General features: G+C 34.8%; 14 protein-coding genes and 1 other annotated feature. All 14 genes read left to right on the forward strand.

From position 1 onward, the window contains the following. Positions 1-41 precede the first annotated feature (41 nt). Positions 42-893, forward strand: a complete 852-nt coding sequence (locus tag ACY2U7_RS02030) for an energy-coupling factor transporter ATPase (protein WP_461812619.1) — start codon at positions 42-44, stop codon at positions 891-893. Beyond that, the gene (locus tag ACY2U7_RS02035) at positions 878-1,720 is read left to right on the forward strand and encodes an energy-coupling factor transporter ATPase (protein ID WP_461812620.1); all 843 of its coding nucleotides are present in this window, start codon (positions 878-880) and stop codon (positions 1,718-1,720) included. The genes ACY2U7_RS02030 and ACY2U7_RS02035 overlap by 16 nt, the downstream gene beginning before the upstream one ends. Next, a complete protein-coding gene (locus ACY2U7_RS02040; protein WP_461812621.1) occupies positions 1,717-2,541 on the forward strand; it encodes an energy-coupling factor transporter transmembrane component T family protein in 825 nt (274 codons plus the stop codon). Before ACY2U7_RS02035 ends, ACY2U7_RS02040 begins: the two co-directional genes overlap by 4 nt. An 85-nt stretch (positions 2,542-2,626) precedes the next feature. Next, positions 2,627-3,364, forward strand: a complete 738-nt coding sequence (gene truA / locus ACY2U7_RS02045; protein WP_461815754.1) for a tRNA pseudouridine(38-40) synthase TruA — start codon at positions 2,627-2,629, stop codon at positions 3,362-3,364. Between the two features lie 39 nt (positions 3,365-3,403). After that, positions 3,404-5,569, forward strand: coding sequence for a DNA topoisomerase III (locus ACY2U7_RS02050; protein ID WP_461815755.1), 2,166 nt, complete (start codon positions 3,404-3,406; stop codon positions 5,567-5,569). Positions 5,570-5,722: 153 nt separating this feature from the next. Then, entirely contained in the window at positions 5,723-6,454 is a 732-nt protein-coding gene (gene nagB / locus ACY2U7_RS02055; RefSeq protein WP_461812624.1) for a glucosamine-6-phosphate deaminase, read from the forward strand. An 11-nt stretch (positions 6,455-6,465) separates the two neighbouring features. Then, complete coding sequence (gene nagA / locus ACY2U7_RS02060; protein WP_461815756.1) at positions 6,466-7,572, forward strand: N-acetylglucosamine-6-phosphate deacetylase; 1,107 nt, start codon at positions 6,466-6,468, stop codon at positions 7,570-7,572. A 14-nt stretch (positions 7,573-7,586) separates the two neighbouring features. After that, positions 7,587-8,093: a flavin reductase family protein gene (locus tag ACY2U7_RS02065; RefSeq protein WP_461812626.1), complete on the forward strand. Its 507-nt coding sequence runs from the start codon at positions 7,587-7,589 to the stop codon at positions 8,091-8,093. A gap of 70 nt (positions 8,094-8,163) precedes the next feature. Then, positions 8,164-8,409: a binding site (T-box leader), on the forward strand. 79 nt (positions 8,410-8,488) lie between these two features. Continuing rightward, positions 8,489-9,712 (forward strand): tyrosine--tRNA ligase, encoded by a 1,224-nt coding sequence (gene tyrS, locus ACY2U7_RS02070; protein ID WP_461815757.1) that lies wholly within the window; start codon positions 8,489-8,491, stop codon positions 9,710-9,712. 309 nt (positions 9,713-10,021) lie between these two features. Beyond that, positions 10,022-12,397: a cation-translocating P-type ATPase gene (locus ACY2U7_RS02075; protein WP_461815758.1), complete on the forward strand. Its 2,376-nt coding sequence runs from the start codon at positions 10,022-10,024 to the stop codon at positions 12,395-12,397. Continuing rightward, positions 12,387-13,559 (forward strand): 5-bromo-4-chloroindolyl phosphate hydrolysis family protein, encoded by a 1,173-nt coding sequence (locus ACY2U7_RS02080; RefSeq protein WP_461815759.1) that lies wholly within the window; start codon positions 12,387-12,389, stop codon positions 13,557-13,559. The genes ACY2U7_RS02075 and ACY2U7_RS02080 overlap by 11 nt, the downstream gene beginning before the upstream one ends. A gap of 13 nt (positions 13,560-13,572) precedes the next feature. Next, positions 13,573-14,676, forward strand: a complete 1,104-nt coding sequence (locus tag ACY2U7_RS02085; protein WP_461815760.1) for a toxic anion resistance protein — start codon at positions 13,573-13,575, stop codon at positions 14,674-14,676. Positions 14,677-14,845: 169 nt separating this feature from the next. Further along, positions 14,846-15,274 carry a 50S ribosomal protein L13 gene (gene rplM / locus ACY2U7_RS02090; protein WP_459640256.1) on the forward strand — a complete coding sequence of 143 codons (429 nt, stop codon included), beginning with the start codon at positions 14,846-14,848 and terminating at the stop codon, positions 15,272-15,274. A 26-nt stretch (positions 15,275-15,300) separates the two neighbouring features. After that, positions 15,301-15,693 (forward strand): 30S ribosomal protein S9, encoded by a 393-nt coding sequence (rpsI, locus tag ACY2U7_RS02095; protein WP_461813181.1) that lies wholly within the window; start codon positions 15,301-15,303, stop codon positions 15,691-15,693. Positions 15,694-15,834 lie beyond the last annotated feature (141 nt).

The raw sequence follows: 15,834 nt of genomic DNA on the forward strand, positions 1-15,834 counted from the left end.
GTACAATAACACACAGTGACAAGATGAAAAGAGGGTTGCGTATGAGTATGATAAAAACAAACCACCTTGTGTTTGAATATGATAAATTAGATGAAACAGGTAATGTAGTTGGAAAGCATCGAGCAATTGATGATGTGAACTTAAATATAGAAGAAGGGCAGTTTGTTGCGATTCTAGGGCATAACGGTTCTGGAAAATCAACATTGGCGAAACATATTAATGCAATTTTGACATCTACAGAAGGGACAATGTGGGTCGATGGAAAAGATACAAAGGATTTAAACAAACTTTGGGAAATACGTCAGTCAGCAGGAATGGTGTTTCAAAATCCGGATAATCAGATTATTGGAACAGTTGTGGAAGAAGATGTAGGATTTGGACCAGAGAATTTGGGTGTTCCTACGGAAGAAATTTGGAATAGAGTGGATAAAAGTCTTCATGCAGTTGGTATGGAGGAATATAGACATCATTCACCAAATAAATTGTCAGGTGGACAGAAACAACGTGTGGCTATTGCTGGTGTAATTGCTATGTGTCCGAAATGTATTGTGTTAGATGAACCGACGGCAATGTTAGATCCAATTGGAAGAAAAGAAGTTTTACGTACAGTTGAAGAACTGCGAAAAAAGGAAAAGGTTACGGTTATTTTAATTACACATTATATGGAAGAAGTTATAGGAGCAGATAGAGTGTTTGTCATGGAACAGGGGCATGTTGTCATGGATGGAACACCAAGAGAAATATTTTCACAAGTGGAAGAACTGAAAAAATATAGATTAGATGTTCCACAGGTAACAATGTTGGCGTATGAATTAAGAAAAAAAGGAGTAAAACTTCCGAAGGATATTCTTAAAACCGAAGAATTAGTGGAGGCATTATGTCAATTAAATTAGAACATATCAATTATATATATGGAGAGGGTACAGCGTATAGAAAACAAGCGCTAAAAGATGTATCTTTAGAAATCCCGCAAGGACAGTTTGTAGGAATTATAGGGCATACTGGTTCGGGAAAATCAACTTTGATTCAACACTTAAATGGCTTGATGAAAGCAACCGGTGGAAAATTTTATTTCAATGATGAAGATGTGTATGCAGAAGGATATTCTATGCGAAAATTGAGAAGTGAAGTTGGGCTTGTTTTTCAATATCCGGAACACCAGTTATTTGAAGTAGATGTGTTGACGGATGTTTGTTTTGGACCTAAAAATCAAGGATTGCCTAAAGAAGAATGTGAAAAAAGAGCAAGAGAAGCATTGGAAGCGGTAGGATTTCCTGAAAAATATTATGGACAATCTCCATTTGACCTATCAGGAGGACAGAAAAGACGTGTAGCGATTGCAGGAGTTTTGGCAATGAGACCTAAAGTTCTTGTACTAGATGAACCAACAGCAGGGCTAGATCCAAAAGGAAGAGATGAGATTTTAGACCAAATAGCAGAATTACATCGCCAAGGAGACATGACGGTAGTTTTGGTATCACATAGTATGGAAGATGTAGCAAAATATGTAGATCGACTTATCGTAATGAATAGAGGAGAAAAGATGTTTGATGGGACACCAAAAGAAGTGTTTTCCCATTATCAGGAATTGGAGAAGATAGGGTTGTCAGCACCACAGGTTACTTATGTAATGAATGCATTGAAAAATAAAGGATTTGAGGTAAGCACAGAGGCAACAACTATCGAGGAAGCCGTAGAGGAGATAATGAAAGTATTATGATTAGAGATATAACAATAGGACAATATTATCCGGCAAACAGCATTGTGCATAGACTTGATCCACGAGTAAAAATTATGTGTACGTTATTTTACTTGATTTCACTTTTCCTATTCAAAAGTGTGTTAGGATATGTGCTTTGTACGGCATTTTTATTTACAGTAATTAAAGTATCAAAAGTACCGTTTAAATTTATCACAAAAGGGCTGAAACCTATCGTTATTTTATTGATGATTACAGTCATATTTAATTTGTTTTTAACAAATCAAGGAAACGTATTAGTTTCTTTTTGGGTTTTGAAAATTACGGACGAAGGACTTCGCACGGCAGTATATATGGCAATACGTCTTATTTACTTAATTGTCGGCTCATCATTGATGACATTAACAACAACACCAAATGAGTTAACAGACGGGATCGAACGTTTGTTAAAACCATTTAACAAAATTAAAATGCCAGTGCATGAAATCGCAATGATGATGTCTATTGCACTACGCTTTATTCCGATTTTACTGGAAGAAACAGACAAAATTATGAAAGCACAAATAGCAAGAGGAGCAGATTTAGAAAACGGAAATCTTATTCAGAAAGCAAAAAACATGATTCCAATACTTGTTCCTTTATTTGTATCTGCATTTCGTAGAGCAAACGATTTAGCAATGGCAATGGAAGCAAGATGTTATCGAGGTGGAGAAGGACGTACAAAAATGAAACCACTTATATATCAAAAAAGAGATTATATTGCTTATGTGGTAACAATACTATATATAGTAGTTATGGTTTTGGTAGGACGTTATATATCCTTTCGGGTGTGGATATTTTAGTTAATTGGGGACGTAGTAAAATTGAGTTTTACTACGTCCCCAATTAAGAAATGCCCTGTCCCTTTTTGAAGAGTAGAGGTAAGAAATGAAAAGAGTGAAGTTGACAATTGCCTATGATGGCACGAATTATTGTGGATGGCAAATTCAGCCAAATGGGATTACGATAGAAGAAGTAGTGAATAAAGCATTAAGAAAATTGACTGGTGAAAATATTACAGTGATTGGAGCGAGTAGAACAGATTCTGGAGTGCATGCTATGGGAAATGTGGCTGTGTTTGATACGGAAACAACTATTCCTCCAGAGCGAATAGCTATGGCGGTGAATCGCATTTTGCCAGAGGATATTGTGGTAGTGAAATCAGAAGAAGTCGCATTGGATTTTCATCCGAGATATTGTGATTGTGAAAAGACATATGAATACCATATTGTAAATACGCGAACTCTTATTCCAACAAAGCGTTTGACAAATTACTTTGTTTCCTATGAATTAGATATAGAGAAAATGCGAAAAGGGGCGGCATACCTTTTAGGAGAACATGATTTTGCTAGTTTTTGTAATATAAAAACAGATGTGGAAAATACAGTGCGTACAGTCAAAGAATTAGAGATTCTGAAAAATAATGAAGAAATTACGATTAGAATTAGCGGAAATGGTTTTCTTTATAATATGGTTCGAATTATTGTTGGAACACTTATTAGAGTGGGAAGAGGATTCTATCAACCGGAACAAGTAAAAGAAATTCTGGAGGCAAAAAATAGGAAAATAGCAGGAGTAACAGCCCCTCCACATGGGTTGATGTTAATGGAAATTAGATATAATTAAATAGAGAAAGTATGCAAAAGTGAGGAATAGAAAAGAAGAATGAAATCATTAGTTATAGCAGAAAAACCATCAGTGGCTAGAGATATTGCAAGGGTACTGAAATGTAAAAAGAATATTTCTGGTGCTATTGAAGGGGAAAATTATATTGTGACGTGGGCATTGGGGCATTTGGTTACCCTTGCAGATCCGGAGGGATATGACAAGAAATTTAAAGAATGGAAAATGGATGTTCTTCCCATGATGCCAAAAAAAATGGAATTAGTTGTCATTAAAAAGACTGCAAAACAATACAATGCGGTAAAGGCACAATTATTTAGAAAAGATGTGGTTGAAATTATTATTGCTACAGATGCCGGAAGAGAAGGAGAACTTGTTGCGAGATGGATTTTGGCAAAAGCGAATTGTCATAAACCAATAAAACGTCTTTGGATTTCTTCTGTGACAGACAAAGCAATTAAAGAGGGATTCGCACATCTTACGGACGGAAGAAAATATAATGATTTATATATGGCTGCGATTTCCCGTGCGGAAGCGGATTGGCTTGTTGGAATTAATGCTACTCGTGCGTTGACTTGTAAATATAATGCCCAATTATCCTGTGGTCGAGTGCAGACCCCTACACTTGCCATGATTGCAAAAAGAGAAGAAGAGATTAAAAAATTCAAGGCACAGACATATTATGGCTTGGGTGTTTCAGCAGGAAAGATTAAATGGACATGGCAAGATGGAAAATCAGGAAGTTATCGCACATTTTCAAAAGAAAGAATTCAAGAATTAGAGAATGCGGTGCAAAGAGGACAACTGAAAATAGAAGAAGTGGAAAAAACAGCCAAGAAATCTTTCGCTCCAGGTCTTTATGATTTGACGGAATTACAGAGAGATGCAAATAGGAGATTCGGATTTTCTGCAAAACAAACATTAAATATTATGCAAAGACTTTATGAAAATCATAAAGTGTTGACCTATCCAAGAACAGATTCAAAGTATATCGGAAGAGATATAGTAGATACGATTAAAGATAGACTGCGTGCTTGTGGTGTAGGGCCATATAAAAAACTTGCGGGAAGTCTTTTGATGAAGCCATTGCAGACAAATAAATCTTTTGTGGACGATAAAAAAGTGAGTGATCATCATGCCATTATTCCGACAGAACAATACGTACAATTGGAACATATGACAAATGAAGAAAGAAAAATTTATGATTTAGTTGTGAGAAGATTTTTAAGTGTTCTTTATCCGCCGTTTATATATGAGCAGACAACGTTAAAAGGAAAAGTGGAAAAAGAAACTTTTATAGCAAAAGGAAAGACAGTTCAACAGATTGGATGGAAAGAGGTGTACGAGTACGAAGAAGAAAAGGAAGAGGAATTGCTCGAACAATCTTTACCACAAATAGAAAAAGGAAATACATTTTTAATTGAAAAAGTATTTGTGACTGAGGGAAAGACAAAGCCACCAGCAAGATTTACAGAGGCAACTCTTTTATCGGCAATGGAAAATCCAGTTAAATATATGGAGTCAAAAGATAAACAGACAGTAGAGACACTTGGTGAAACAGGAGGTCTGGGAACAGTAGCTACAAGAGCGGATATTATTGACAAACTTTTTAATACATTTCTTATGGAACTGAAGGGAAAGGAAATTTATTTAACATCAAAAGGGAAACAACTGTTGTCTTTGGTACCCGAAGAGTTGAAAAAGCCAGAGTTAACGGCGGATTGGGAGATGAAACTTTCGCGTGTTGCAAAGGGAAAACAAAAAAAAGAAACTTTCATGAAGGAGATTAAAACATATACGGAAGATATCGTTCAAGAAATTAAATCAGGAGAAGGTCAATTTCGACATGATAATGTAACAACGAAGAAATGCCCAAAATGTAATAAACCGATGTTAGCGGTAAATGGGAAAAATGCTAGAATGCTTGTTTGCCAAGACAGAGAATGTGGGCACAAAGAAGTAATCGCAAGACTTTCCAATGCAAGATGCCCAAATTGTCATAAAAAAATGGAAATAATAAAAAAGGGTGAAGAAGAGCAATTTGTATGTGGTTGTGGTTATAAAGAAAAAATGTCTGCTTTTAAGGTTAGAAGAGAAAAAGAGGGAGCTGGGGTAAGTAAAAAAGAGGTACAGCGTTACTTAAAGAAGCAGAAAGAAGAACCTGTTAACACCGCATTCGCAGACGCACTTGCAAAGTTAAAAATTTAGAAAACGATATTGTTATTGGAAGAGAAAAGAAAAAAAGATAATGAATTAGTTAAATAGGCTACAAAATCATTAGGTAACGTGGTAATATATAAAGCGTATTAGTTAATAGTACAGAATGACAAAAGTAACATATATAGAAAGGAAGAAATAAACATGAAAATTTGTGTAGCAAAAGATTATAATGAAATGAGCAGAAAGGCAGCGAATATCATTGGAGCACAGGTTATTATGAAACCAAATTGTGTTCTTGGACTTGCAACTGGCTCTTCACCAATCGGTACATATAAAGAATTAATTAAAAGATATGAAGAAGGAGATTTAGATTTTTCACAGGTAAAATCTGTAAATCTAGATGAATACAAAGGACTTCCAAGAGAAAATGATCAAAGTTATTATTATTTCATGAACGACAATTTCTTTAATCATATTAATATTGATAAAGAAAATACAAATGTTCCAAATGGTATGGAACCTAATGCAGAAGAAGAATGTGCACGTTATGAAGAATTAATCAATTCTCTTGGTGGAGTTGATTTGCAATTATTAGGACTCGGACATAATGGACATATTGGGTTTAACGAACCAGCTCCACAGTTTGATAAAGTTACACATTGTGTAGATTTACAGGAAAGTACAATTGAAGCAAATAAACGTTTCTTCGCTTCAGCAGATGATGTTCCAAGACAAGCATATACAATGGGAATTGGAACAATTATGAATGCTAAAAAAATTGTTGTTGTTGTAAGTGGGGAAGATAAAGCAGAAATTGTGAACAAAGCATTTTTCGGACCAGTTACTCCAGAAGTACCTGCATCTATTTTGCAGATGCATCCAGATGTAACAATTGTATGTGACGAGGCAGCATATTCTAAAGTAGCTCGATAGAGGTGAGAACAATGATTATTAAGAACGTACAAGTATTTACAGAAGAAGGAAGATTTGAGCCGGGAGAAATTATTATTGAGAATGGTGTTTTTCAAGATGTGGCAACAAATCAGGATGAAGTAATAGATGGACAGGGTGGATATGCCATCCCTGGATTGATTGATGTACATTTTCATGGTGCAGTGGGTCATGATTTCTGTGATGGAACAGAAGAGGCAATTCGTGAAATTGCAAAATACGAAGCATCACAGGGAATTACAACAATGATTCCAGCTACAATGACATTGTCAGAAGAAGAATTGTTACATATTTCAAAGACGGCAGGGGAATATAAAAGCGAAGAAGGTGCTGTTCTTGCAGGAATTAATATGGAAGGACCGTTTATTTCATCAGGCAAAAAAGGTGCACAGGCAGGAACATATATTGTTACACCAAGTGTGGAAATGTTCCATAAATTGCAAGATGCTGCAAATGGGTTATATCGTCTTATCGACATTGCACCAGAAGTAGATGGGGCAATGGAATTTATCAAAGAATTAAAAGACGAAGTACATATTTCTTTTGCACATACATTGGCAGATTATGATACTGCGAAAAAAGGATATGATTTAGGTGCAGACCATGCAACACATTTATACAATGCAATGCCTGCATTTACACATCGCGCACCAGGTGTTATTGGAGCGGCACATGACAGTAGTCACTGCTTTGTTGAATTAATTACAGACGGTGTACACATTCACCCATCTGTTGTTAGAACAACATTTGATATGTTTAAAAATAGAGTTGTTTTGATTAGTGATAGTATGCGCGCGACAGGACTTGACGATGGAGAATATACATTGGGTGGTCAGGCAGTAAAAGTAGAAGGAAATCAGGCTACACTTATTTCTACTGGAGCATTGGCAGGTTCGGTGACAAACTTGATGGATTGTGTAAGAGTTGCCGTTCAAAAGATGAATATTCCGTTAGAAGAGGCGATTGCAGCAGCGACAATTAATCCAGCAAAAAGTGTTGGTTTGGATGACAAATACGGCTCAATCAAAACAGGAAAAATTGGAAATGTTGTATTGTTGAATGAAGATTTATCTTTAAAAGAAGTTATTATCAATGGTTAATAAAAAGGAGTAATATGGCATTTGTAGAGATTTCAATAAATGAACTGCAGATAAATCCGTTTACTAAGATTGGAAAAGAATGGACTTTGATTACAGCAGGAAATATGCAAAAGCATAATACTATGACAGCAAGTTGGGGAGGTGTGGGCGTTCTTTGGAATAAGAACGTGGCAACAATTTACATTCGACCACAAAGATATACAAAGGAATTTGTAGATGGAAATGAAAGATTCACTCTTACATTTTTTCCAGAAGAATATCGAGAAGCTTTGACTTATTTAGGAAGAGTGTCTGGAAAAGATAGAGATAAAATAAAAGAATGTGGATTGACGCCGATAGAATTAGAAGAAACAATTGCTTTTGAAGAAGCACAACTTGTTTTTGTTTGTAGAAAATTATATGCGGATACATTAAAGCCAGAATGTTTTTTGGATGGAGAAACGGAACAAAGAAGTTACCCTGAGAAAGATTACCATACAATGTATGTAGCGGAAATTGAACGAGTTTTTGTAAGAAAATAAAAATGACTCGCTCCATAAAACTCTTTTGCTTGACAAAAGCATATGAATACGTTACCATTCAGATATATAACGAAAAGCGATGAAGAGAAAAAGTAGTAATTGAGAATGCCGTACAGAGAGTTGCCGGTTGCTGAGAGGCGCATGGACTATTGGTTATGAATACATCTTGGAGCAGTACACCGAATATGAGAATTAGTAGGCTGTAACGGATTGGCACTCGTTAACGTGCTGAAAGTATTGTTAGATACTTGTTGAGGCGTTCAATGTGAGTTGAATGTGAATTAAGGTGGTACCGCGAGATATACTCGCCCTTTAGAAATAAGGGGCGAGTTTTTTGTGTTGAAAAGAATTTTCAAAACTTGTCCCAAAATAAAGAAATTAAAGGAGATAGAAGAATGAAAATTTATAACGAACTTAAAGCAAGAGGATTGATTGCACAAGTAACAGATGAAGAATTGATTAGTAACTTAATTAACGAAGGGAAAGCAACATTTTATATTGGATTTGATCCAACAGCAGATAGCCTTCATGTAGGACACTTTATGGCACTTTGCTTGATGAAACGTTTACAGATGGCAGGAAATAAACCAATAGCTTTACTTGGCGGTGGTACAGGATATATTGGTGATCCTTCTGGAAGAAGTGATATGCGTTCTATGATGACACCAGAACAGATTCAACATAACTGCGATTGTTTTAAAGAACAGATGAGTAAATTTATTGACTTTTCAGAAGGAAAAGCATTGATGGTAAATAATGCAGATTGGTTACTTGGATTAAATTATATTGATTTACTTCGAGAAGTTGGACCACATTTTTCTGTAAATCGTATGCTTACTGCTGAATGTTATAAACAACGTATGGAAAAAGGATTAAGCTTCCTTGAATTTAACTATATGATTATGCAAGCATATGACTTCTATGCATTATACCAAAACTATGGATGTAATTTACAGTTTGGTGGAGATGATCAGTGGAGCAATATGTTAGCTGGAACAGAATTGATTCGCCGTAAACTTGGAAAAGATGCAAGTGCAATGACAATTACATTGCTATTGAATTCAGAAGGCAAGAAAATGGGAAAAACACAATCAGGTGCGGTATGGTTAGATCCAAACAAAACTTCTCCATTTGAGTTTTATCAATACTGGAGAAATGTAGCTGATGCTGATGTATTAAAATGTATTCGTATGCTTACATTCCTTCCACTAGAAGAAATTGATGAGATGGATAAATGGGAAGGAAGTCAGTTAAATAAAGCGAAAGAAATTCTTGCCTTTGAATTAACAAAACTTGTGCATAGCGAAGAAGAAGCAGTGAAAGCACAGGAAAGTTCAAGAGAACTTTTTGCAAAAGGGGCAGCTGCGAATATGCCTACAGCAGAGTTGGAAGAAGCAGATTTTGCAGAAGGAAATATTGATATTTTGACTATGCTTGTAAAAAGTGGATTAGTTCCATCTAAGTCAGAGGCAAGACGTGCTGTACAACAAGGCGGTGTTGCTGTAGATGGAGAAAAAGTGGAAGATATTAAAACAGAGTACACAAAAGATGATTTGAGCGGAGAAGGTATTGTTTTAAGAAGAGGAAAGAAAAATTTCCGCAAAGTAATTGTAAAATAATGAAAGAAAAAGGAAAGTGTTTTGGGAAGACACTTTCCTTTTTAATCTTTATGCTCCACTCCTTTGGAAAATTACTACTTTCTTTTTTGTTTAAAAGTTTGTAAAAATAATTTTCTAAAAAATAACACAAAAAAATAAATGTGTCAATATATTCAAGAAAAAAGAAGATAAAAACAATTTATTTAAACTCTGTTTGAAATTTTTTGCGTTTTTATTTTTTTCGAGATATAATTTGTAAAATGAGTGTGAAAAGAATTTACATTTTGCAGTATAAAAGGTATCATAGAAGCATAGAAAATGGAGGTGCCTATGGAAAATCTAGAAATGCAATTGGGTCTTTCAGAAAAAGAAGTGGAAGAAAGAATTCAAGGAGGAAAACAGAACACTCCTGTAGAAGCACCGTCAAAATCGGTGAAAGAGATTGTTCTTACAAATGTATTCACATATTTCAATTTGATTTTTGCAGTAATTGCAGGGTTATTAATTTTAGTCGGGGCATTTCGTGAACTTACATTTTTACCTATTATTATTGCAAATACGCTAGTTGGAATTGTGCAAGAGTATAGATCAAAGAAAATATTAGATAAACTTGCAGTTTTACATGCGCCAAAAGCAAATGTTATACGTGAAGGAAAGCGAAAAATTATTCGTGCAGAAGAACTTGTGTTAGATGATGTTGTTGTTTTTGCAGCTGGAAATCAGATACCTGCTGATGCAATCGTTGTATCAGGTGAAGTGCAAGTGAATGAATCATTAATTACGGGTGAAGCAGATGAGATTACAAAGGTAAAAGGGGATTCCGTTTTATCTGGAAGTTATATTGTTTCAGGAAGATGTTTAGCAAAACTTACAAAAGTTGGTGCGGATTCTTATGTATCAAAATTAACTTTGGAGGCGAAAGCAGTAAAAGAAGGAGAACAATCAGAAATGATTCGTTCTTTGAATAAATTAGTTAAAGCAGTAGGAATTATTATTATTCCAATTGGACTTATGATGTTTTACCAACAATACATTCTCTCAGAAAATACCTTACGTAAAAGTGTTACATCCATGACAGCGGCAATTATTGGAATGATTCCAGAAGGACTTTATCTTCTTGCTAGTGTAGCACTTGTTGTCAGTGTTATGAAATTGGCAAAGAAAAAAGTACTTGTGCATGATATGAAATGTATTGAAACATTGGCTAGAGTAAATGTTTTATGTGTGGATAAAACAGGAACAATCACTGAAAATGTAATGCAAGTGAATGAAATTATTGCGTATGGTGAAAATCAGGGAGAGTTAGAAGAGCAATTAAGCGATTTTGTCTTTAATATGGAAAAAGACAACACAACAATGGAAGCTTTGAAAAATCATTTTCGCATGCATATGGGAAAAACTGCTGATAAGATTACTACCTTTTCTTCTGAATATAAGTACAGTAGTGCGGTTTTAGATGGGATAACATATGTTTTAGGAGCACCAGAATTTGTACTTCGAGAAGAATTTGAAACATATCGAGAAGAAATTGAAAAACAAAGTGAGCAGGGGTACCGTGTGCTTGTTTTTGCAAAATATGATGGTGAAACAGATGGTAAAGCATTGACGGAAAAAGCAACATTGCTTGGTCTTATTCTTCTTTCGAATCCAATTCGAAAAAATGCAAAAGAAACATTTCGCTATTTTGCAGAACAAGGCGTAGATATTAAAGTGATTTCTGGGGATAATCCGATGACAGTTTCTAAAGTGGCATTGGAAGCTGGGATTGCAAATGCAGAAAATTATGTAGATGCAAGACAATTAAAGAGTGAGGAAGAAATAGAAGTTGCAGTAAGAAGATATACTGTTTTTGGAAGGGTAACACCAAAACAAAAAAGAATGTTTGTGCAAGCCTTAAAAAAAGATGGGAAGACAGTTGCAATGACAGGTGATGGAGTCAATGATGTTTTGGCGTTGAAAGATGCAGATTGTAGTATTGCTATGGCATCTGGAAGTGATGTGGCATCACAGGCATCACAGTTAGTTCTTTTGGAATCTGATTTTGCAAAAATGCCTTCTGTTGTAGCAGAGGGTCGGCAAGTTGTAAACAATATTGAAAGATCAGCAAGTCTTTTTTTGGTAAAAAACATATTTTCATTTTTATTGTCAGCACTATCGCTTATTTTTATGATTACGTATCCGCTTGGTCCTGCACAAGTTTCCCTTGTTAGCATGATGACGATAGGAACACCAGCATTTTTATTAGCGATGGAACCGAACAAAAATTTAATTAAAGGAAAATTTTTGACAAATGTGTTATTGAAAGCACTTCCGGCAGGTTTAACAGATGTTATTATGGTAGGGTTATTGATTTTATTTGGAAGTGTGTTTGGAGTTAGTTCTGAAGAGATTTCTATTACAGCAACATTACTACTTGCTATTGTGGGATTACAGATTTTATTTGAACTTTCTAAACCAATGAATATTTTCCGATGGGTTGTATGGTTTGGAATGTTGTTTGGACTTTTGATTTGTGTTTTATTTATGGGAGAATTATTTGGAATTAATCAAGTGACATTAAAGAGTGGATTATTACTTCTTGTCTTTGCTTTTGCGACAATGCCAGTATTTAATCATTTATGTCAGTTTATTCGGAAAGCAGAGGAATTTTTTATTCGCATAAACGAGAAAAAGAAAAAGAGAAAGGCAGAAAAATATGGACAATAGGGATTTTTCTAATTTGGGAGAGCAAATTCGACGTACAGTAGAAGATGCTATGGATTCTATGAATTATCAGCAATTAAATCAGAAAATAAATCAGACAGTGGATATGGCAATGAATGAGGCGAGAAGACATATGCATATGAATCCACATATTCATGTACAGTCACCTGAACAGGAGAAAAAGAATTCGACAAAACCAAAACCTAAAACACAAATTCGTTTAAAAGAAAAAGGAAGATATATAAGTATACCTTTTATTATTTTAGGAGGAGTTGGGCTTCTTGTGTTTACAGGAATTTTGCTAACCTCGATTATTGGCTTCCTTATTAGTGGTTCTGTGATTACAAAAACAGTTTCTAGTGTAGTTCTTGCTATAGGAATAATGATCTGCGCTCTATCGATTTTTTTTCTTGTAAAAGGTGTTTCGGGAAGAAAACGATATCTGTGTTTTAAAAAGTATGTGGAAATTTTAAATAAAAGAGAGTTTTGTTCTGTAAAAGAACTTTCAGAAAAAACACATATGCCAGAAAAAAAGGTATGTAAAAATTTAAAATCGATGATAAAAGCAGGAATGTTTTTAGACGGTTTCTTAGATGATAGCCAGACATGCTTTACGGTGACAACTGAGGCGTACAAGCAATTGATGCAGGCAGAAGAGTCAAGACGACAAAGAGAAGAAGAACAAAGAAGGCGACAGGAAGCAATGAAAAAAGAAGTGGAAAATATTTCCGATCGTGCAGTTGTTGAAATGATTCAGAAGGGAAATGAATATATTGAATCTATTCGAGTGGCAAATGATGCTATTCCAGGGGAAATTATTTCAGCAAAATTAGATAGATTGGAAAATGTTGTTCGCAAAATTTTTGAGTCGGTAAAACAACATCCAGAACAAATGCCGGAGATGGATAAGTTTATGGAATACTATTTACCAACAACACAAAAACTGGTAAACGCCTATAAGGAATTTGATGCATTAGATATTAAAGGAGAGAATGTAACAAAATCTATGAATGAAATAGAGAATACATTAGACACAATTAGTAATGCATTTGAACAATTGCTAGATGATTTGTTTCAAAATACAGCATTTGATATTTCGGCGGATATTTCTGTTTTACAGACAATGTTAGCTAGAGAGGGATATAAAGAAAAAGATTTCAAATAGAGGAGGAGAAAATATGGGACAGGAATCACCAGTACTTACATTTGAGCCTTTTGCAGAAGAAAAACAACAGGTGAAAGAACAGCCGAAAATAGAGGAAGTCGTTTTGACTTCGGAAGAAGAAAAAATGGTAGCAGATTTTTCATCTAAAATTGATTTAACAAATGCAAATATGGTTTTACAATATGGTGCAGGTGCACAGAAGAAAATGGCAGACTTCTCAGAAAATGCTTTGGAAAATGTGAAAACGAAAGATTTGGGTGAAGTGGGAAAGATGCTCACAGATGTTGTTTCGGAATTAAAAGATATTGAAACAGAGGAAGATGAAAAAGGATTTTTCGGATTTTTTAGAAAAAATACAAATAAACTTGCTAATATGAAAGCGAAATATGATAAAGCAGAAAGCAATGTGGAAAGAATTTGTAAAGCGTTAGAAAATCATCAAATCCAATTATTAAAAGATATTGCACTTTTAGATAAGATGTATGAGTTAAATATGACATATTTTAAAGAATTATCTATGTACATTGAAGCGGGAAAAAGAAAGATAACAGAAGTGCAGGAAAAAGAACTTCCATCCTTACGAAATAAGGCACAACTAAGTGGATTGCCTGAAGAAGTGCAAGAAGCAAATGATTTGGCTGGACGTTGTGAACGCTTTGAGAAAAAAATACATGATTTAGAGCTAACAAGAGCAATTTCCTTGCAAATGGCGCCACAGATTCGTCTTGTGCAAAACAACGATACATTGATGTCCGAAAAAATTCAATCTACTTTGGTGAACACGATTCCTTTGTGGAAAAGTCAGATGGTTTTGGCAATCGGAGTGGAAAACTCATCGAAAGCGGCGGAAGCACAGAGAGAAGTAACTGATATGACAAATGAACTTCTCAGAAAAAATGCAGAAAAATTAAAAATGGCAACACTTGATACAGCGAAAGAAGCTGAAAGAGGTATTGTTGATCTGGAAACTCTTAAAGCAACAAATGAATCTCTTATTTCTACTTTAGATGAAGTGATGAAAATTCAAGAAGAAGGAAGAGCAAAAAGAAAAACAGCAGAAGCAGAATTAAATCGGATTGAAAGTGAATTAAAACAAAAACTATTAGAAGTACGATAGGCGTAAAAACGCACTTTTTTTGAGAAAAAGGTTGACATTATAGTGCTTGCATAATATAATAAATCAGTATGACAATAGAAGAAACAATTTACACCAAAGCCCCGGAGTAAATTGATTTTCATAAAACCAAGAAGTATAATAATTAGATGAAATTTAGGGAGGTCGACCAATGAAAACTTACATGGCTAATCCAGATAAGATTGAAAGAAAATGGTATGTAGTTGATGCAGAAGGTTGCACATTAGGACGTTTAGCATCTGAAGTTGCAAAAGTTTTAAGAGGAAAAAATAAACCAGAATATACACCACACGTTGATACAGGTGACTACGTAATCGTAGTAAATGCTGATAAAATCAGTGTAACAGGTAAGAAATTAGATCAGAAAGTTTACTATCATCACTCAGATTATGTAGGAGGAATGAAAGAAACTACATTAAGAGAAATGATGGCTAAAAAACCTGAAAAAGTTATTGAACTTGCTGTAAAAGGAATGCTTCCAAAAGGACCTTTAGGAAGAGCAATGATTAAGAAATTACATGTATACGCTGGACCAGAGCATGCAAATCAGGCTCAGAAACCAGAAGTATTAACATTTTAAGGAAAGGTTGAAAGGAGGAAATTACAGTGTCTACAGTAAAATTCTACGGAACAGGAAGAAGAAAAAAATCAATCGCAAGAGTATATTTAGTACCTGGAACAGGTAAAGTTACAATTAATAAAAGAGATATCGATGAATATTTAGGATTAGAAACATTAAAAGTTGTAGTTCGTCAGCCACTTGTTGCTACAGAAACAGCTGATAAATTTGATGTTTTAGTAAACGTACATGGTGGAGGATACACAGGACAGGCTGGTGCTATCCGTCATGGTATCGCAAGAGCATTACTTCAGGCAGATCCTGAATACAGACCAGTGCTTAAAAAAGCAGGATACTTAACACGTGATCCACGTATGAAAGAACGTAAAAAATACGGACTTAAAGCTGCTCGTAGAGCACCTCAGTTCTCAAAACGTTAATTATACGTTTCAGAACGTACAATTTCAAAAAGATTTTACAACTCCCCAGGATTTCGGTTCTGGGGAGTTTTTGTTATGAAAAAGTATTGGTTTTTTGAGTGGAGATGTTATAATGTAAACATGTAATTCATTTGAATCATT

Source organism: Faecalimonas sp. (assembly GCA_029264305.1).
Taxonomy (GTDB): Bacteria; Bacillota; Clostridia; order Lachnospirales; family Lachnospiraceae; genus Faecalimonas.